Source organism: Dehalogenimonas alkenigignens (genome assembly GCF_001466665.1).
GTDB classification, from domain to species: domain Bacteria; phylum Chloroflexota; class Dehalococcoidia; order Dehalococcoidales; family Dehalococcoidaceae; genus Dehalogenimonas; species Dehalogenimonas alkenigignens.
Map to the genome: position 1 here is coordinate 1 of NZ_KQ758903.1, position 19328 is coordinate 19328.

The 19328-nt window shown below is 50.4% G+C and carries 24 protein-coding genes; 5 read left to right on the forward strand and 19 right to left on the reverse strand.

Annotated features, from left to right (window positions below; translation table 11 throughout):
- The 5 genes from DEALK_RS00005 to DEALK_RS00025 form a co-directional block, all read left to right on the forward strand.
- Positions 1–514, forward strand: a 514-nt coding sequence (locus DEALK_RS00005) for a tyrosine-type recombinase/integrase (RefSeq protein WP_058437515.1), incomplete at its 5' end; no start/stop codon positions are given.
- Positions 507–812 (forward strand): hypothetical protein, encoded by a 306-nt coding sequence (locus tag DEALK_RS00010; RefSeq protein ID WP_058437518.1) that lies wholly within the window; start codon positions 507–509, stop codon positions 810–812. The genes DEALK_RS00005 and DEALK_RS00010, both read left to right, overlap by 8 nt.
- The gene (locus DEALK_RS00015; protein ID WP_058437521.1) at positions 812–2287 is read left to right on the forward strand and encodes an ArdC-like ssDNA-binding domain-containing protein; all 1476 of its coding nucleotides are present in this window, start codon (positions 812–814) and stop codon (positions 2285–2287) included. The genes DEALK_RS00010 and DEALK_RS00015 overlap by 1 nt, the downstream gene beginning before the upstream one ends.
- A gap of 15 nt (positions 2288–2302) precedes the next feature.
- Positions 2303–2830, forward strand: coding sequence for a hypothetical protein (locus DEALK_RS00020; protein ID WP_225973756.1), 528 nt, complete (start codon positions 2303–2305; stop codon positions 2828–2830).
- Positions 2827–3531 carry a tyrosine-type recombinase/integrase gene (locus tag DEALK_RS00025; RefSeq protein WP_058437524.1) on the forward strand — a complete coding sequence of 235 codons (705 nt, stop codon included), beginning with the start codon at positions 2827–2829 and terminating at the stop codon, positions 3529–3531. Before DEALK_RS00020 ends, DEALK_RS00025 begins: the two co-directional genes overlap by 4 nt.
- A 325-nt stretch (positions 3532–3856) precedes the next feature.
- Here the strand turns inward: DEALK_RS00025 and DEALK_RS10385 are convergent, their stop codons facing one another.
- The 19 genes from DEALK_RS10385 to DEALK_RS09675 form a co-directional block, all read right to left on the reverse strand.
- The gene (locus tag DEALK_RS10385; protein ID WP_083496287.1) at positions 3857–4207 is read right to left on the reverse strand and encodes a DOMON domain-containing protein; all 351 of its coding nucleotides are present in this window, start codon (positions 4205–4207) and stop codon (positions 3857–3859) included.
- Between the two features lie 193 nt (positions 4208–4400).
- A complete protein-coding gene (locus DEALK_RS00030) occupies positions 4401–5174 on the reverse strand; it encodes a carbon-nitrogen hydrolase family protein (protein WP_065128646.1) in 774 nt (257 codons plus the stop codon).
- Positions 5168–5617, reverse strand: a complete 450-nt coding sequence (locus DEALK_RS00035) for a cob(I)yrinic acid a,c-diamide adenosyltransferase (RefSeq protein WP_076004829.1) — start codon at positions 5615–5617, stop codon at positions 5168–5170. Before DEALK_RS00035 ends, DEALK_RS00030 begins: the two co-directional genes overlap by 7 nt.
- 22 nt (positions 5618–5639) lie before the next feature.
- Entirely contained in the window at positions 5640–6335 is a 696-nt protein-coding gene (cbiE, locus tag DEALK_RS10185; RefSeq protein ID WP_225973681.1) for a precorrin-6y C5,15-methyltransferase (decarboxylating) subunit CbiE, read from the reverse strand.
- The gene (locus tag DEALK_RS10190; RefSeq protein WP_225973682.1) at positions 6328–7215 is read right to left on the reverse strand and encodes an ABC transporter substrate-binding protein; all 888 of its coding nucleotides are present in this window, start codon (positions 7213–7215) and stop codon (positions 6328–6330) included. Before DEALK_RS10190 ends, cbiE begins: the two co-directional genes overlap by 8 nt.
- Positions 7215–8030, reverse strand: coding sequence for an adenosylcobinamide amidohydrolase (locus DEALK_RS00045; protein WP_225973683.1), 816 nt, complete (start codon positions 8028–8030; stop codon positions 7215–7217). Before DEALK_RS00045 ends, DEALK_RS10190 begins: the two co-directional genes overlap by 1 nt.
- Positions 8024–9181, reverse strand: a complete 1158-nt coding sequence (locus tag DEALK_RS00050) for a cysteine desulfurase family protein (protein WP_225973684.1) — start codon at positions 9179–9181, stop codon at positions 8024–8026. Before DEALK_RS00050 ends, DEALK_RS00045 begins: the two co-directional genes overlap by 7 nt.
- Before the next feature lie 48 nt (positions 9182–9229).
- The gene (locus DEALK_RS00055; protein WP_058437531.1) at positions 9230–9481 is read right to left on the reverse strand and encodes a hypothetical protein; all 252 of its coding nucleotides are present in this window, start codon (positions 9479–9481) and stop codon (positions 9230–9232) included.
- A 17-nt stretch (positions 9482–9498) separates the two neighbouring features.
- Positions 9499–10449, reverse strand: a complete 951-nt coding sequence (gene cbiB / locus DEALK_RS00060) for an adenosylcobinamide-phosphate synthase CbiB (protein ID WP_058437533.1) — start codon at positions 10447–10449, stop codon at positions 9499–9501.
- A gap of 25 nt (positions 10450–10474) precedes the next feature.
- A complete protein-coding gene (locus DEALK_RS00065; RefSeq protein WP_058437535.1) occupies positions 10475–11008 on the reverse strand; it encodes a cob(I)yrinic acid a,c-diamide adenosyltransferase in 534 nt (177 codons plus the stop codon).
- Positions 11008–12771 (reverse strand): adenosylcobalamin-dependent ribonucleoside-diphosphate reductase, encoded by a 1764-nt coding sequence (locus tag DEALK_RS00070; protein WP_058437537.1) that lies wholly within the window; start codon positions 12769–12771, stop codon positions 11008–11010. Before DEALK_RS00070 ends, DEALK_RS00065 begins: the two co-directional genes overlap by 1 nt.
- Before the next feature lie 3 nt (positions 12772–12774).
- Complete coding sequence (locus DEALK_RS09885) at positions 12775–13515, reverse strand: radical SAM protein (protein WP_058437538.1); 741 nt, start codon at positions 13513–13515, stop codon at positions 12775–12777.
- Between the two features lie 5 nt (positions 13516–13520).
- Positions 13521–14294, reverse strand: coding sequence for an adenosylcobinamide amidohydrolase (locus tag DEALK_RS00080; RefSeq protein WP_058437540.1), 774 nt, complete (start codon positions 14292–14294; stop codon positions 13521–13523).
- Between the two features lie 11 nt (positions 14295–14305).
- Positions 14306–15118 carry a radical SAM protein gene (locus DEALK_RS00085; RefSeq protein WP_058437545.1) on the reverse strand — a complete coding sequence of 271 codons (813 nt, stop codon included), beginning with the start codon at positions 15116–15118 and terminating at the stop codon, positions 14306–14308.
- A gap of 202 nt (positions 15119–15320) precedes the next feature.
- Positions 15321–16061, reverse strand: coding sequence for a cobalt-precorrin-7 (C(5))-methyltransferase (locus tag DEALK_RS00090; protein ID WP_058437548.1), 741 nt, complete (start codon positions 16059–16061; stop codon positions 15321–15323).
- Positions 16039–16779, reverse strand: coding sequence for a radical SAM protein (locus tag DEALK_RS00095; RefSeq protein WP_058437551.1), 741 nt, complete (start codon positions 16777–16779; stop codon positions 16039–16041). The genes DEALK_RS00090 and DEALK_RS00095 overlap by 23 nt, the downstream gene beginning before the upstream one ends.
- A 2-nt stretch (positions 16780–16781) precedes the next feature.
- On the reverse strand, positions 16782–17540 hold the full coding sequence (locus DEALK_RS00100) for a Dph6-related ATP pyrophosphatase (protein WP_225973685.1): 759 nt from the start codon (positions 17538–17540) through the stop codon (positions 16782–16784).
- A gap of 264 nt (positions 17541–17804) precedes the next feature.
- Positions 17805–18221 carry a pyridoxamine 5'-phosphate oxidase family protein gene (locus DEALK_RS00105; protein ID WP_058437556.1) on the reverse strand — a complete coding sequence of 139 codons (417 nt, stop codon included), beginning with the start codon at positions 18219–18221 and terminating at the stop codon, positions 17805–17807.
- Between the two features lie 100 nt (positions 18222–18321).
- A complete protein-coding gene (locus DEALK_RS09675) occupies positions 18322–18846 on the reverse strand; it encodes a hypothetical protein (RefSeq protein WP_076004830.1) in 525 nt (174 codons plus the stop codon).
- Positions 18847–19328 lie beyond the last annotated feature (482 nt).

Consider the following 19328-nt stretch of genomic DNA (forward strand, 5'->3'; position numbering starts at 1 on the left):
GCGAATCCAGTTGTCATGCCCCGGCTGCAGCGCGCGCCTGGGCAAGGCACACAGGTATTGCCCGGGCTGCGGGCAGCCGGTCGAGAAGGCAGTCGCCCAAGAGAGAGAGCATCACCGTTACCGGACGCTGCCGGTGGATAAGACCACGCTTTCCCTACTCAAGGAGTACCTCGGTCGCGGCGGCGCTGTCGAGAGAAATGGCGAAAAGTGCCTTTTTGATCTTCGTCGTAACCGTGCCTGGCAGATCGTGACAGAGTGTGCCGAGCGCGCAGGCCTTCCGCGCCTGGTGAACGCCGAAAGTGGCAAGACTCACAATGTCAGCCCCCACCGGCTGCGGGATGCTTTTGCCGTCCATGCGGTGAAGGCGGACGACTCGGGCGACGGGCTGCGGCTGCTGCAGGAGCACCTGGGCCACCGGAGCATTGTCACCACTATGAAATACCGCAAGGTTTCCGGTGAAGAGCAAAAAGAGTGGTATCGGAGACTGTGGAATGGAGGAAAAGCAAATGGGTAGGTATACCAACCATGAAGAGTTCGGGGTGAACGCCCCGATCAACTACCGCGAGGACACGACCAGCGATTCTTTCCTTGAAGGCATGTCGGCGATCGCGCCTCCCGGCATGCGACCGAAAAGAAGCCGCGGGGAGAAGTTCGAGGAAAAGACCGATTTCAAGGCCTCGGCCAGGTGGCACCGCAACTTCGACCTGGCCATGTTCGGCGGATCGGATATCGGGGACACCGACTTTGAGAACAAGCAGCTGGGTCTTGAGAGCAAGCGGAACGGCATCAAACGGATCCCCGGGAGGCGGTAATGGCCGGCCAGGTGAAAATAACTATCAAAGACAGAGAATGGATCGCCGCCGTGGCGGCCGCCCCCTGGGAACTTACTCAGGGCTTGGGTGGTCTGCCTGGGCTGCCCGCGGCGACCGGGATGTTCTTTGATTTGGGATACTCTCGGATTGTTGAAGTGACCACGGCACCGATGTTTTTCTCACTCGATATCGCTTTCCTTTCCGAGGATTTCGTAGTGATTGACATCTACCGCGACATTTTGCCCGGGTACCTGGTGACTTCGGCTTTACCGGCACGGTTCTTCATCGAGGTGAATGCCGGCGAGTTGGAAGGAATCGAGGTTGGCGACAAGGCCTCGGTCAGCTGGCTTCCACTCCAGGAAACGCCGCCCATGGCGCCAGATTGGGCAAGTTCCATTGCTCTACTCGGCGGTTCCCTGGCAGCCGGGGTGTTTCTGATCGGCTTGTCCCGCCATTTCGCCGATACTGTTGTCGGCTCTTCAGGATCAGAATTGCCGACAGCCGCTGGGGACCAGTCAGCCAAATGCGAGATCGTGAAACCTCGGAGCTACGACCTGATGAGCTGGGTCGGCGCGCCGGTGCCGGACTACAGCTTTTCCATCGAGCCGGAAGCCAAAGAACGCCGCATCGATGAGGTCTTAAAGCAACTCAAAGATGGCGTCGACGGCATCCAGTCAAGCAGCCATTTCCGGAACTTCCTGCTTACCATGTCGAAGTTCCACGACTACTCCATCGGCAACCTGATTCTCATCGCCTCTCAGAATCCTAACGCTACCCGGGTGGCCGGCTTCAACACTTGGAAAGATCTCGGCCGCTGGGTGATGAAAGGTGAGAAGGGAATTGCCATCCTGGCACCGTGCCTGCCATCGAAATCGAGTCTGAAAACCGAGCCATCAGGCGAAGATGAATGCCGGAAAGATGACGAGGAAACAGAGAAGCGGGAGCTGCTGCGGCCAATCTATTTCAAGGTGGTCTATGTTTTCGATGTCAGTCAGACCGAAGGCAAACCGCTGCCCGAATTCGATGTTCCGGTGCTCACCGGCGAAGCCAATGAGGAGCTATTCGACGATATTACGCATCTCGTCAGGAGTGAAGGCGTGCACGTCGGGTTTGACTCTAAGCCGTACCAGGATCCGGCCATAAAGGGTTTCTTCTCCGGCAAGGAAATCTGGGTCAGGCCTGAGGAATCGCGGGCCCAACAGTTGAAGACGCTTATCCACGAGGTGGCTCACTACTATTCCGAAGGAGTCTTCCACATTCCGAGGCGAGATGCCGAAACCATCGCCGAAAGCGTTGCCTTTGCCATCGGCGCCCACTTCGGCTTCGATACCGGTACCAGGTCCTTCCCCTACGTCGCTCTCTGGGCGCAGGATAAGAAGGTCCTTGAACGGAATCTGGCCTCGATCCGCCAGGTGACCACCAGAATCATCGAAGGCCTCGAATCCCTGGCAAAAAAGCCGGCAGGGGTGGTATAGGCCGCGCCAATGGAGATGGAGTTGAGACCGAGTCGGGGCGGTTTCCTTCGGCCGTTCGGCTGCGGTTGGTTCATCCGGGAGTACCTCCTGGGAAACGGGCCGGAGGGTTCGCCGCGGATCGACCGGGAGCGCGGCGCGCCGCAGGCAGACATCAACTACGAATACAAGGAAGCGCTAGCCAGGGCGACGGCAAGGGAGAGGTCCGAACGGATCATCAGCAAGCAAGTGGTCCGGGGCGTAGATGTCACCGAGGAATATGCCGAAGAAATCTACCAGAAGCAGCTCAAGAGGGTTTCACGGAAGTTCACCCACATGCGGTATCACTCATTCTTGATGTATTTCGGCGTGCTCAAGAGGTTGGGGTGGGTGGAGGCGACCGAAAGGATGGAACCGTCGGCAATTCAAGACAATTACCCCGATGCCCCGGAGCGGACATATTACCGACTGACCCGGGTAGGAATCTCGGCCGATGACCGGTCTTGGGCGAATCCACTATTCACTTTGTATCCCGAAATCGGACCGAACCACCTGAAAAACAATTGACCACAAAAAGCTATCTCGAACCGCAAGATATTGGCTGCTTGATTAGCGCCGCCGACAATTTACGCGACAGGCTGCTGGCCACCATGTTATTCCATCTTGGCTGCCGGATTTCAGAAGCGTTGGGAATAACGGTCGATGACATCGACCTCGACGGTAGGGCCGTCACGATTAAGCACTTGAAATCCCGCATCAAGCTGAAATGTCCTAAATGTGGCTCTGCTCTCGGCCTGGCAACCGTTTTCTGCCCGAAATGCGGGGACAAGGTAGAGGCAGCGGTCAAAGAGCTGAGAGAGCATCGCAGGCAACGGGTGCTGCCGCTGGACTGCGACCTCGTCACCCTGCTCCGGGAATATATCTCCAACGGGAGCCTGGTATGTCGAAACGGGAAGCACCTCCTTTTCGGAATCAACAGGCACAGAGCCTGGCAAGTTATCAAAACCCTCGCCGAGAAAGCTCAGTTGCCGAGGATCATCAACAACGAATCAGGCAAGGTTCATCACGTTTCACCGCACAAGCTTAGGGACGCCTTCGCCGTCCACGCAGTCAAACACAACGACACCGGCGACGGTCTGAGAATGCTTCAGGAACATCTTGGTCACCAGAGCTTCAACACTACGGCACGGTATCGTAAAGTCGCCGGTGAGGAGCATCGGCGTTGGTACGACGACCTCTGGAAGGATGGTGACCCTGCTAAAGCCTAAGTGGGGCACTTCCTTTTGAGCATCTCGCTGGGGGATGCTGCACATTCGCAGATATTGTTGCGAGGCTATTAAACAAACTCTTGCTTGCCTAGCAATTGTTCGAGCCAATTTTTATGAAACATCGGAATAAAAACCTGCGCGTACCACGTTGAACACAAAACCACGTAACATCTTTATTACGAGTAAATAGCATGTTTAAATCACAATATCCATCAGTCCCACGGTGTTGTGCTCAGACAGGAAAGAGTCATCCGGACCAAATGCCCACATAACCTCGTTGTTGCCCTTAACCAAAATGCGGTGTGTTAAGTCTCCAGGATTTGATTTACGTTTGAATTTCAATTGTAGTAATACCATCATTTTCACTTCCTGACACCAAGACACCGGTAGGATTAGTATCCAATGAATGAGTTCCCGTGAAGTCGATATGCATAAATTCATTGAAGACGACTTGCCCATTTTGAACAAACCCAATAAACGTGTCAGAATCCCCAGCATGTGCATCGGAAGAAAGTGACAACGCGGCCCAGCCAGTTGTCCGAGCTTTGAGTCCAATATATACGTAGGTGGTATCAGAGCTCCAACTAAGGTTAAATATATCATTGTAAATCTGGGTCTTTTGGTATTTACCTGGTGGAAAATCGAGCGATCCAGAAGATGCACTTGTCGTAAGGATGGGTTGGCTGTTGGTATCTCGGGTGTTGTGCTTGAGCTATTACAGCCGGCCAAAATTGAAACCGAAATGAGCGATGCTAATGCGGCGAGAGTTGTTGGCACCAGGGTTTTGAACACGAGTGCGACTTTATTGCCATTATTCTTTAAACCTCAATGAGTGTTAGATTCGAGTTTTCACACACTCTAACCGTAGGCTACCCTATTAGTTGGTATACTTGGAAGTGCTTAGATTCCAATTCCATCAGGCTCATATCCCAATCAAAGATGAGCAAACTATTTTGCATTCCTGAATGACTCAGAAGTCGTCGCCCATCTTTGGAAACGACACTTTCTCCACCGATCCAATCAACGTTCTTTTCAGTGCCGGTGCGATTGCATACCCAGAGCGGGATACTGGCCTCTAATGTTCGCCTCTCCCAGCGGTCACCCGGACCATATTTCGCACCCCATGCGGCGGGACATATTAACAACTGGGCGCCTTTGTCCTTATGTTGCATCGCTAACTGACCTTCATAAATATCCGCGCAAATTAGAATACCAACATTCACTCCGTCTATTAAGACCGGTTGAATCGTCTCTCCTGGAGTTGACCAGCCTTCTTCTAAACCTGGATGAACCATAATTTTCCGGTGCTTTCCGGCAATCTTTCCCATTGAATCGATGACATAAGCCGTGTTATGTAAGTTCCCAGTTGCAGCGTCGCGCTCCGGTTGGCAAATGATAAGGTTCAACTTCCTTGATGATGCTAGGGTTTGCAGCCTTCCTAACCATTCATCCGATGCGGAAGGTATCCAGTCGGTGCCGACAACATCGGAGAAAAAGTAACCGCAAACGGCTAATTCAGGGGTAATGATCCAGGTGGCTCCCAAATCGGCCGATCTCAGTATTCCCATTTCAATTAGCTTTCGGTTATGGGTTATTTCGCCCGGTTTAGGACTTATATGCAACAAACTCACACGTGTCAACATTTCTCACACTCGCACCCGGTAACCAGATCGGCAACCCCAATTACCTTTTCGTTGGCGTAGTTTCCAGTCAGGATGATTTCGGTCTTGCCATGATCAACTTTCAACAATTCCAAGATTCGTTCCCCTGAAATTCTTTGCTCGCCCCTGCTTAAGACTTGGTCGAAAACCACCACATCGAAATTCTCGCCCCCAGCATTCAAGAATGTACTATCGGAGTCGAGAAGAGAGAATTTGTCGCTTGAATCTACCAAGTCAACAACGACACCAGGCAACCGATTCAGTGTTCCCGACCTGGTAATGTCTTCGGCAGAAGCGCTACCAAAAAAGACGATATGCACTTTAAGACCGTAACCTGCTGCCCTGATCGCGGTTCCGATGGCCGCCGAAGTCTCAACATGACCTTCACCGAGAAACACCTGGATCATGCCTTTCCGTTCGGTCATCGCCACATCTCAATCAAGGAGTTTATTCCCATATGCTACCCTCGTTATAGACAACCATGACCGACAGCCAGTTGAACTTCATTCCAGCCACCGTGCCAAGTGAAGTCTGAGTAACGTGCTCATCTTCCAACGTCAGGTTTTCGAATACCGTCACTCTAGAAGTCGGCTTGACTTCTTGGGCCAACAAAAAGCGAGCCGTTAGCGACGGCATCTGACGGACGCCAGACAGGATGATCAGGTTCAAGCCATTGGACAGCGCCTGCACCATCCGTTTCCGTTTCAATCTAAGGTCTCTGCCGCCATCCCTGGGCAACGGATGATAGGTGATAATGGCTGAATCAGCCAGGGATATTTTGGCCTTGGCCGCTGCCAACTGGACAGAACTGATCCCGGGAACGACTTGAACGTCGAAACCGTCAAAAGTCGAAAGCAACTCGTTAAGACCAGCCGGCGCCACCAATGGATCTCCGGTTTTAAGTACTACCACCGTCGAACCGTTTTTAGTCGCCTGAATTGCTGCCTGGTCGGGAATCTCCAAGTAATTATGGCATTCCTGGAGGAATATCCTTTGATTTCGTACCAGGCTCGCTACCGGCCTAAAATCCTGTTCCCAGCCGACGAGGATATCGGCAGAGATCACCAGTTCCCGCACTCTTCTTGAGACCCAATCGGGTGAGCCCGGTCCGACACCAACGATATATACTTTGCTTTTATCCACTAGGGATTCCTTTAAAAGTCGCCGTCTTGTTGAATATTTCAGGATAGAATAATTCAGCCAGCTTTTCGATTCCCTCCACCATCCGGGGGCCGGGGCGACTGATCAGGTCGCTGCTCACACCATAAATACGGCCTGTCTGCCTCGCCTTGGTCCCGGCAATAGCAGGCTCTTTACGAGCAATCTCTAAAGGTTCTTGGGGATTTGCTAAGTATCCCGTCTCTGCAATGATAATATCCGGATCGCTTTTAACAACGTCAGTAAACGTCGGGTAGGGATAATAATCGCCGAAATCCCGACCGACGTTGTAGCCACCGGCAATATCGGTAAGAGTGTCTCCGATAGTTTTAGCGCCGAAGGTTTTCCAAGTGCTTGATTCATGCAGATAAAAAACCCGAGGCCGGTCCTTTGCTTTCACCCGAGCGACCTTTGAGCTCACAAAGCAGAGCCGGCTTCTAATCGATATCTCAAGTCCGGCAGCGGCTTGGTCTTTACCAACACACCAACCAATGATTCTAATAGCTTTAATCATCTCTTCAATGGTGTTTGCCTCAAGAACAATCACCGGGCAACCTATTCTTTCAAGATCAGACAGCAAACCTTTTAAATGGATAGCAGCGGCGATGATCAGATCGGGTTTGCTTTCTCGGATGAGATCAAGGTCAACCGTGCTAAAGCCGCTGACTTTAGGTTTGGACCTGGCATCCAACGGATAGTCACAATAATCGGTAACCCCGTACAGGTTATTTTCGGCCCCGAGCGCGTAGACGATTTCGGTACTGCTGGGGGCAAGCGAGACAATCCGGGTTTTGGGGACTTCCAGCCACATCTGACGGCCGGCCTGGTCGGTGATCACAAGCTGGTTATTTAAGACTGTATTCATTATTTTTTCAGACCGCCTTCCAGATGATAGTTGGGGTCCTTGGCCAGTTGTTTTCCAAAGGCTATTTTACAGGCCTTGGTAACCGTGCTGGCCATAAGTTCCCCTAGTTTGGTGTGGCCGCCGGCGTACCGGCATTTGAATTCGCTGCCCGAAACAACAATTATCTGGTCGGTGCCGGTGCCGGTTGCCTGGAGGGTGGGATTGAATGAACTATGGATACCCAAATCCTGCAAGGCGACGTCTTTGGCTTCGGTGGCCGTAATAAAACTCGATGCCATAGTTCCCAGGGATAGTCTGGCGTTGGTGGTTAGAACGATATTGATCGTACCGCACGGCTGATATTTGCCTTCTACCTCTGTACCGCAGGCTTTGTCTACTCCAGCCCGCATAGCATTGTGGCGGAAACCCGCGGTGACCCAGGAATGTACCCAAAAGTTCTGAAAACTCTCGGAGGCCTGTGACATGTCTTTCATGTCCACCCCGGTGGCCAGCGTCGTGACTTCCCTGGTGGGCACACCGTAACGATCAGCGATCACTTTTACCAGATCCTTCAGGTAGTTATCGTAGCTCAGGTCATGAAAATGTAGGTGATCGCACAGATCTTTGGGCATATAGGAGTTGCAGACAAGTTTAATGCGCCGATATCCCCCATCACCCGAGAGGGACGCGTGCGGTTCATCAAACCGTATCACCAGAGTGTTGGCATCGGTATTCCAGGCTCGGTGGGTTACAATTTCGGTTGAGCCACCAGGAAAAACACCTGCCTCGGCGGTACCAGTAACCATCACTGAAGGTCCGAAATTGGGGTTTACCATCGCGAATAAACCTCTGATTCAGCCCGCACTTTTTGGACAATTTCGGAAAGCGTCTGCACTGCCCTTTTGATATCCTCGTCCGTAGTGTGTTTGCCCAGCGATAATCTTATGGAACAGTTGGCCAAATCACGGTCGAGCCCGGTTGCCAGGAGCACATATGGGGCTTCGTGTGTCGCCGAGCTGCAGGCCGATCCTGTGGACACGCAGATGCCTCGCTTGGCTAGTTCCCCCGAGAGATACTCTCCCTCCATGCCCTCAATGCTGACATTCACATTTCCGGGCAGACGCTTATCGGGATGGCCGTTAAGGCGCGAGCCGGGAACAGAAGTCATGATCCCGGCTATAAGATCCCGGCTCATCTTTCTAAGGCAAAATTCCTCTCCGGCTGATTCATACCTGGCGATCTCGGCAGCGGCGCCCATGCCTACGATCGCCGGGACATTTTCGGTACCCGATCGGAGCCCTTCCTCCTGACCACCTCCGAAAATAATCGGCGACAGCGCCACGCTTCCCCGGGCATACAGGGCGCCAACGCCCTTCGGGCCGTAAAACTTATGGGCGGACAGCGACATCAGGTCGATATCACTTCTCTCGACATCGATAGGAAGATGCCCTACTGCCTGGACGGCATCGGTGTGAAACAGGACCCCAAGTTTCTGACAGATGGCGCCAATCTCAGCTACCGGCTCGATCGTGCCGATGACGTTGTTGGCAGTCATGATACTGACAAGGATGGTGTCTGGCCTGATCGCATCCCTGACGTTTTCGGGAGCCACTATTCCGAAAGGATCGACCTCAAGATAGGTCACTTCAAATCCGTTTCGCTCAAGATTCCGGCAGGCTTCTAGCACAGCATGGTGCTCGATTTGTGAAGTGATGACATGCCGCCCCTTAGATACGTTGGCTCCCGCCACACCCAAAATGGCCAGATTATCTGCCTCAGTGCCGCCGCTGGTGAAAATAACTTCGTTTGGTTGGCAGTTAATGAGCTGGGCAACTTGTTCCCGCGCCCTCTCGACCGCTTCCCTGGCCCGGCGGCCCAAGGGATGAATCGAAGACGGATTGCCGTAATCATAGTAAAAATACGGTAGCATCGCTGCCACCGCCTCAGGATCGACAGCCGTTCCGGCGGCATGATCAAGATAGATCACGTCGTCTAAGTGCCTATCGGGATTATTTAATCGGATATCGTTTTCCTTTTAACAGGCACGAGGCCGGGCCTGAGATTTTTTAACGTTATAGGCAACGACCGCCGCGTCGATGTCCTTACCAAGGCCTTCCACTTCTTTCAACTGATCCTGGGACAGTTTGGCGTATTCTTCATTCATCGCCGAGAAAGCGATGAGCTGTACCCCAAGTTTGCGTTCGAGCGCCCGGACTTTATCCAGCGCAGCATCATCAAGGGGTTTGACCGGGATCTTTACGAAGCAATGGGCTAATTCTTTGGCCATTTCCAACCTCCAAGCGCTTAAAATACGTAAAATGCCAGCCAGAGGACACTTGCACTGAGTGCGATATCGGTGGCGGCCATGAACCAGAAGAGATGCACCGCATGACCGATTACACCTGGGGCCAGGGGCAGATCGGCATCTCCCAGGGCGTAGTGGGCGTTTCGATCGAGTCTGACCTCAAGGGCACCGGCAGCAGCCGCCATCGGCCAACCCCCGTTCGGGCTTTCGGTTTTAGCGTGGTCCCGCATCGTAATGTGCCAGGCCTTTTTCGAGTTCAGACCGGTAAGCCAGGCTGCGGTGATAAAGAAGAATGCAGTCAGCCTGGCCGGGATAAAGTTAACGACGTCATCGAAAATGGCGGCGAATTTTCCAAGGTATTCGTACTGCCCCCGGTGGCCCAGCATGCCGTCAAGGGTATTGGCTACCCGGTAGGCCACGGCGCCGGGCACTCCAAGGATGAGAAAATAGAATAAGGGAGCAACCAAAAAATCCGATGCATTCTCGGCCAGGGATCTGACGGTCGAAGACACGATTGGTGGGACTGTTTCATCAAGCGATCCTCGTTCAACCGTGGTAAGCAGATAGCGGATCTTCTTGTCGGCGTTCTCAATCTGTAAGTCGCTACCCTTGAGATATTTTTCCACTAACAGCGACATCTGGCCATTGAATTTAAGGCAGAATGTCGGCTTCAGGATGATTACCCCGATTAGGAGATAAAGGACGATATTTAAACCTTTCAACAAGCTCAAGAGCCAATAGGTGATGCCACCAAAAAAGGCGATCAGGATAAGGGAAGCAAACATGCCAAAAACGAATTGCAGGGTGTGGTTCTTGATCCCAAGCCCGATCTTTTCTACGACAGAGATCGCTCGCCCGATCCAGACGGTGAGGTGGACGGCTGCCGGGGGTTCGGCAATCACCAAGTCTAACAGCACCGCACCTAAGAGAATCCAGATGTCGTAACTCACGGATATATCCCTGCTTCAGCTGCCTTCAGAAATCTATGCCTTTCCTGGCAAAAATACCTTTGTCGTATGGATGCTTGATTTTGTGAAAAACACACACCTGGTCAGCGCGTTCTAGAATCCTTTTATCGGCAGTTTTACCGGTAAGAATCATTGACATCCCGTTTGGCTTGGAAACCATCAGTTTCACAATGTCGTCGGCTAAAATCAGACCGTAATACTGGGCATTGATAATCTCGTCGAGAATCACCAGGTCAAAACGGCCTGACTTTAAAATAGCTCCGGAGTATTCTAAAGCCTGCCGGGCTAGCACCTTGTCCTGGGTCTCGGCATCAGCACCGCTTAAAAAGCCGCTGCGGCCGAAAACGGCGTATTCGACCCCCAGGTTTTCCAGGGATCTGTATTCCGCACCTTTCCGTTTGCCTTTCATGAAGAAAACGACGCCTACTCTTTGCCCCAGAGCCTTGGCTCTAAGCACCTCGCCCATCGCTGCCGAGGTCTTGCCGCGCCCGTCCCCATGAAACACGTGTATTTTGCCAACCGTAGTCATTGGATTCGGCATCAAACCGCCTCAACCATACCATTGCTTTGGAAATATCTCTGGGCTACCTCGACGCACTCCGGCCCGGTGCACAATACCTGAGCATCGCGGCTGGTGTCGCGGTAGGCAGTGACTCCTTTTAAACCTAAATCATAGGCTTTCAAAAACATGGACTTGATGTCTTCCACGGTAGCACTTTTTGGAAAATTAACCGTCTGAGAAATGGCATTGTCGATGTGTCTCTGGAAAACTGCCTGCATCCGAATGCACCACTCTGGATCAATGTCCCGGGCAGTAACGAAAAGCTGGCGGAAAGGCTCGGGGATTCTTTGGCAGTTGACTGGGCTCACCCCGGACAGGAGTTCCTCAACGAGTTTGGAGTTGAAGAACCCAAATTTTTTGGCGATTTGTTCAAAGGCTTGGTTAATATCCAATAGACGCTCACCGTCGAGAATATTGCGTACCATGACCATGGCGTATATTGGATGAATGCCGCAAGAAGTATTGGCCAGGATGCTGGTCGTACCGGTATTGGTGAAGGTCAGGCAGGAGGCATGGCGCATCGGGTGACCATCCTGACGATCAAAAACGCTCCCAGTGAATGCCGGAAAAGTCCCCCGTTCCCTAGCCAGGTTCTCGCTGGCTTCGTAGGTTTTTGTGCGGACAAACCACATTAGTTCATCGGCTATTTCCAGCGCTTGGTCAGAATCGTAACGGATGCCAAGTTTGATCAGGAGTTCTGCAAAACCCATGAGCCCTAAGCCGATTTTCCGAGTGGCTCTCGATGCCTTTTCGACGTCGCCAAGCGGATAAAGATTAACATCGAGAACGTTGTCCAAAAACCTCACCGCTTTCGGAATAACATCTCCCAGCCGCAGGTAATCGATCGAAGGTTTCTCACTATCCTCTGAAACCATGAGCGACAGGTTTATCGTTCCCAGGGTAGCGGATTCGAAAGGCACCAGGAGCTGGCCACCGCAGGGATCCGTCGTCTCGAAATTACCCAACTGGGGGGTGGGGTTGCTGTCATTTATCCGATCGATGAACATGATCCCCGGGTCTCCGGTCTCCCAGGCGCCTTCTGCAATGCTGTCCATAATTACCCTGGCAGGGATTTCTCCAGTTACCACACCGTTACGGGGATTAATCAGTTGACAATATTTTCCATGCCTGACCCGATCAACAAAGTCATCAGTGATCTCGATATTCGTGGCAAAATTGGCTGAGGCCGACCCATCTCGCTTAGCCTGAATGAACTTGAGGATATCTGGGTGGTTGACCGGTAGGCTTGCGGAGTTACAGCCACAGCGCACCCCCGCCTGTCGTATGTAATTGGTCGCTTCGGAAAACACCTTGATCAGTTTGACCGGCCCTCCGGCAGAGCTCAGATTTCCGGACACCAGGTCACCTTCCGGCCTGATGTGCCCGAAGGAAAACCCGGTACCACCGCCGAATTTATGGATGGTCATCGCTTTAACCAAGGCACAACTTATACCTTCAATCGAATCCTCAACAGGCAGCACGAAACACGACGATAACAGCCCCCTTTCGCGACCGGCGTTTAAAAGGGTCGGCGAATTGGGCAGGAATTCAAGTCCGGTCATCATCCGATAGAACTCATCCGCCCATGCCGTTTCGTCTGTCTTATAACGCCTTTCTACCGAAGCGATGACGTTGGCTACCCGGCGGAACATGTCCTCGGGCGTCTCGATAATGTTTCCACCCTCATCCTTTTTAAGATAGCGCTTGTTTAAAATAATGCGGGCGTTTTGGCTAAGTTCCATCTTTTACGACACCACCACTGGTTTCCATTGGCCGCTTTTCTCTTCTGAGGTGACCGTTGTCACGTTGTTGAGATAAAGTTTTGCCATTCTGGCGGCGTTTTCAACCTGCTCGCGGGTCGCCGAATGCCACGGCGCCTTGGGTACGGCGAAATAAGATGTCACGCGGAAGAGAATGTTCTTATCGATCCCGGCAATAAATTTTGCCAGTTGCTTTATATCAGGCTCTTCCACGATACCCGGAATGTACGCTATCTCGGCCTGTAACTTCTTACCGTTGTCAAAAATGTGTTTGAAATTGGTCATGATCGTTTCGTTCGTTTGCCCGGTATATCTTTTGTGGGCTGCTTTGAAGTAAGTTTTGAAGCTGAATACTACCTCATCGATATCTTTCAGGTCGCCCACCTTAAGCCCGTTGGTTAGAAGAATCTGTTGACTATGGTCTCTCTCATGGAGGGATGCCGCCAAGGCCGGCAGTTCGGGATCCATGATAGCCTCTTGCCCCATAAAAATAGTGTATTTCGGATCGAGGCCTTGGGTTTTATGCAGGACCTCTGCCAGAGTAAAAAAGTGGGTTGGCGGCTCGGCTGGGGCGGCATGAGACAACTGTTCAACCGCATTCTCATTCAGTCCCAAGTCATGAATCTCAAAATTCTTGTAGCAGCCAAGGCAATGGAGATTGCAGCCCCAAAAATGGAGGTCTAAAATCCGAAAAGATGGTTCATAGGTGATGTGGTAGACATTCATAACGCTTAACAGGTTTCTTTGGAATTTCGGATGCTTGTCGCTATTGCCTCCTGGGTCGAACGGATTACAGAAAGCGCCATCATCTCACCCATAATCGTATGGCCCTGGACGTACTGGCACTTTTCTCCAAAACCTGAAGCCACAATCACCTGGTCGGTGCCAGTCCCGGTAGCCAGCCACTCCGGGTGCTTGGAACTCCTGATGTCGAGTTCCTGGAGAGCCACATTTTTGGCTTCGGTAACGGTGATGACCGACGACACCAAAGCCCCAGGGTCTAACGTCCCATTGGTCACCATGACGTGGCAGATCGTGCCAAAGGGAATGAACTGTCCTTTCCTCTCCATGCCCACTGATTTATCGCGGCCAATCCGGACAGCGTTGTGGCGTACACCCGCGGTGGTGAAACAGGCGACCCACAACTCCTCGTAGCGCTCTACCGCCCACGCTAAATTCCCCATCGGCACACCGGTGGAGAGGAAGGCAGTGTCCCTGATGTCCACCCTGTGTTCTGTGAGGATGTCTTTCAGCAGTTGCTCATAGTAGTAGAAATGATCTTTACTCTGATCATGCATGTATAGTCCGAGTTCGTCGGGGATGTGGCAGTTAAAAAGTATTTTCGCTTTGACTAACCCATGACGACTGCTGATGACATTTCTAGCCTCGTCAAATTTTATGGCAAAGACATTGTTGGGTACGCCAAGCGCCGTATAATAAATGGTCTCGGCAGAAAGACCTTCGAGTTCGGTTACAGGGCGTCTTTCGATCGCTGAAACTGGCATAAATACCCCTTTCAATACAGCCGGATTACTTCATATAGCAGGTCGGCTTTGGTGAGTTCTCTTTTGGTCTGCTGAGTACTGTAGACATTGGCAAGGTGTTGTTTGGCGATGCCGACCGCTTCTTTCATCTCTGCCGGCTCAGGTGCCCGCCAGGGATTATCCCCGGATTCAAAATAAGCATCTATGCGGTATGGAATGCTTTTATCAACCGAACTAATGAACCTGGCAATCTTCTCAGTCTCATCAAACCCAATATACCCGGGGATAAAGACGCTCTCGGCTTTCAAAAGGACACTAGAATCATGGTACCGCTTGAAATTTTCAAGGACGAACGAGTTCGAAAGACCGGTATATTCTTGGTAGATTCGAGGCGTCACCGCCTTGAGACTGACTATCACCTCGTCAATATTGGCCGTGTCCGCCTTGGCCACTCCGTTAGTATGAAGCACTACCCTTGCGTTCCGGCCCTTTAAATAGCGGCAGATCTCCGGTAGCGTCGGATCAAGCGATGCTTCCTGGCCTTCAAAGGCTACCTCGGCAAGTTCCACTTTTTCCAGGATGGTTATGAGTTCATCAAATGAAAGCGATCCCGCCGGAGTCTGCGGCGGCCTGAGCCGGGGATCCCGGAAGACCACGTCTAGGTTTTCCTCCAGTGCCATGCAGTTGATTTCTTTATGGCATAGACACCCTTTACATTTTAAGTTGCAGCCCCAGTGAAACAGATAAGCCTTTTTAATCGCCGGCGCGTAGGCGATGTGATAGACGTGCGTCAGGCTTCTTTTCAGGGCGCTTAAACTGGGTGTAAATTCGGTCAGGGTAGCCATGCGTTGTTCCTTATCGATAAAGATCTATGTTCTAAATCAGGTTTGTCCTAAGACTCATATTTAAAAAATTCGGCAAGCCCGGCGGTGAACCCCGATTACACCCGAGGAGCCCACGGGAAGGGTTTCACAGCTTATTAAGCCAGACTGAGTCGCGCAGTCAGGCACCCCGGTTTCCCCCACCACAAAGCTTGCCGCGGAATCATCAATTCTTTTCCTTCCTTACTACCATGCAGGATATCCAATGGAAATTGCCAGCGGCCACTTCTGATAGAGTAAGAGTGCGGACTTGTTCATCCGCACATCCCATGCATTCACCCACCACTGTTTCAGTGTTTTTCGAGATCCGATTCTTCAGAAGGAAAGATGCCGTCTGAGACAAGGTCTGTTCAATGTCACTTAAAACAATCAAATTGTAACCGTTGCGAAAAGACCGGATCATCCGCTGCCTTTTCCGCATCAGGTCATTTTGGTCTATATTGCCTTGGGGATCGGGAGCGTAAACCACCAGCAGCGAATCCTCGAGTGATATGCAAGCTGCCGCAGCGAGGAGTTGCAGGCTCGAGATGGCAGGAACTAGCTCGATTTTGTAGCAAGGAAACAGTTTTTCGAAATCATGACTGGCAGGGTAGGTAGTGGGATCATCCTGGATTAATACCGCCACATCTTGATTACTTATTAGCCCCAGTTCCCAACTTTGGTATTGAACATTCTGATAAGTCGACGCATCCTGCTGCAAAACGACTTTTTGCTTCAAATTAAGTCCGAGTTCTCTAAGCGACCGCGGCCATCCGATGACGATTTGGCTTTCATCAAGCGATCTCTCTGATATCGGAGTAATGAACTCACCATTGCCCGGGCCTGTGCCGATTATCGACACCCCAACTTTGTTGGGTTGAGACAGGTCCCAACAACCCGCCGCCTTAGACAACCCGTTCCACTTCATGCAGGATTTCCTTTTTCACACCCTGGCAGCCCGATACGTTGGTCAGGTAACGGCTTACTCGCTCAACAGCCTCTGCAACTTCTTCCGGTTTTGTTTTCCGCCACTTGTTTTCCCCTGCCGGAAAATAAGGCAAGACGTAGTAGGGGATATTCCGGTCGATTCCGGCGATAAATTGGGCGATACGCTCAATTTCGGCGATCTCCACTAGTCCAGGAATCAAAATCGAAGCCGCGGTTAGTCTAACCCCGGAACGGGCGTACCTAATGAAGTTATTCTTTACCGGCTCAGCTGATCTGCCGGTATACCACTGGTGAAGTTCCTCCGTGATGGCTTTGATACCCACTTCAACCGAATCAGTGTCGTCCATTGATGGCATCTTGAAGCCGTTTGTGTAAAGGACGTTTTCTGAGTTGAACTGCTCATGGAAAGCTTTGGTGATCGCCGCGTAATTCGGATCGAGAGTTGCTTCTTCGCCAGTGAGATATATTCGTCTGGGATTGAGTTCATCAAGTCGATCAAGCACTTGATCCAGGTCTAACAGGCGCTCCGGCGCATTCGGAGCATTTGCAAAGTATTTTTGGTCATCATCTTTAAGGAGGTGATCGTAGATACCTTCCTTGCACAAACATCCCAAACAGGCCATGTTGCAGCCCCAGAAACGTAGTGAAACACTGTCGGTGGCTGGAGTATGAGTGATATGGTAGATATTGGTTTTCAAATTTATACCATTGAGTTGGATAATAACGCGGTTTCTTCGCCATATTCGGGTTTATCGATAAGTGAACAATTGTCAATTTCGAGATACCAGAAGGGCGATACAGTTGGTTTGCCATCGTATAGGCCGCATTCTTTGAAGACAACCTTCTGTTGTCCTAAAGCAAGCCGCTTTTTAAAGATCGGCCCGTCAACAGTTAGTGTATGGTACAAACCTACCTTACCATCGGTTGAGGTGACATATAGTGATTTAAGTTCATCCAGCAAATCTCGGTCGAGAGTTCTCCCGAGCCAACTTCTACCTAATTTCGAATTATCCGCGGCGATGATCAGACTCACAAATCCGGAATCTATGAGATCGTTTATGATTGATTCACGATCTTCATCCCAGAGAGGTAAGATCGGTTCCATGTCTGCCGCTCGACAGACTCTTTCAATCCACATCCGGTGTTCCAGGGCATCGGGATTACCAAGGCTGACATCGCCAAAAACGGCACCTGTGATACCGTCTTTTCTGAAATTCTGAAGCATTTTGATGTAATTGGTGGTATAACCGGCTCCGTCAGTCCAATTGGCAGTCAGGGGGATATCAATGGCTTCTGCCTGCTGCTCAACTACTTTAAGGGTAAGGTGATGAGGATAAAGCCGCCCCACTTCACGCGTGAACATGCTGGCAACGCATCTAACGTTATGGCCAATATTGAGTGCTCTGAACAGAGATAGCGAACAGTCTTTTCCACCGCTCCAAGATACGAACACATCCATCGATTTCTCCTTGTCTACCATAACCAAGTCGATCCAGAACTAGTTCACTAGTTACTGTATCGGAATCCAACAGGAAGCATTTCGGGAGGCCATTCATCTTAAAATATATCAGTGTCGTTTCGTGGGTTTCAGTAATGTCCATTACATAGACCTAGGGACCTATTGAACCAATTTCTCGGAATTATTCTCGTACAGTATTCTCATAAAATAGTCGCATGCGTTGGGCTGGGGTTACCAGCCCAACGCATCAAATTGAGAACTGATCTATACTGCTTTACCTTTGTCTTGAGGAGCCTGGGAATAGACGGACTCTACCTTTACAGTACCAACTCCAGTAATGTTTACGCCCATGGCTTCCTTGATGGCTTTAGCAAAATTGTCAAATAACGGCCCACTCGTGTGATATTTTTGAAAACTTCCTTTTATTTGATAAGCCGTAAATGGAGGGGCTATTGGCAAATTGATGGCAACGATTGCAACTTTTTTCGTTTCTTCAAGATTTTTAAATGTCCTGGTCGTTCGGCCATACAGATCTGCGAATGCAAGAGTCTCGTCATCTACGGCGGTCATACTAGTTTTAGGTGTGACATTTAATTCACCCTTTTTACTTATCGTCGCAACCATTTTGGGAACGCTCGGGTTTTGGAACAGAGCAACCACTTCTTTTGTCATTTTGGCCATTTTATTTAAATCCTTTCACCTAATAATAATCACTAGACTCAGGTCACTTTGAATCTGCCCTATATTTGCATCCATTCCTCCAGATTCTTAAGCTGCAAATTCAGGAAGCGTTTTTTAAAAATGAATTTGCTATGACTAATTCGTTGTTCACTAAACCGAGACATACCCCAGTAATGGTGACATCTTTCCCGACCACATTATTTAATTGAGTGTCTGAAAGTATTTGGATTTGCACAATGCATTTTATTTTAAATAGATCACTTGGATTGTCAGACCCGACAAATAGATAATAACCGACAGAAGCACTGACAGCATCAACCTGCTTTTGCCATGAGATAAGCTTCCCGCTAAGAACCACATCCCGTTCGAGGTAGTTCTTGTTTGCATCTGAAGAATTGGTGGCATAAGCGGTAAAAAGTTTCGATGCGTCCAATATAATTGGAGTATTTGATCCGCTTGTCGTATTCACTACCACATGGGTCGTACTGGTTTTTGCATCTACATGATCTGTAATTGATATAACACTATAGGTCATGCTTATCACTGCACAAAGTACAATGGGTGAAGTAATAACGATACTGCGTAATAAACATTTACTATCGATTGACTTAATCATTTTTTTCATTGGAATATCAAATTAATTATCTTGTAATTTATGACGCAAGAATTGTCTGCAAGACAAATAGGGACCGGCTGACTCGATAATTATTTAAGTGATTCAGGTTTTAGCAGTCTGAGCCAGCCGGTCCCTATTTTGTTCTACACTTTTTCGTGAGTTCGAGATCGAACCATCAGCTGAGTCGCGATTCCCAATAGTATTAAGCCTGGAACCCCAAAGAGAAGAGCCGACATTGCCGCAGCTTTCGGATAGTGCTCTTCATATGTCCCAACGATGTTTTGAAGAGCGAATAGTGTTGAAAGCAATCCAATAGCAGATAGAACCCACACGTACCATTGAACCGCAATTTTATTCGTTCGAACCCAATAAATAATCGAGGTTAAAACGATCCCTAAACCAAGAATCCCTAAATACCAATACCACATTGTACTTTCCTTTCTCGATATTTACGTCTGATCCATACCAAAAATAGGCATTTCTTTTCCGAG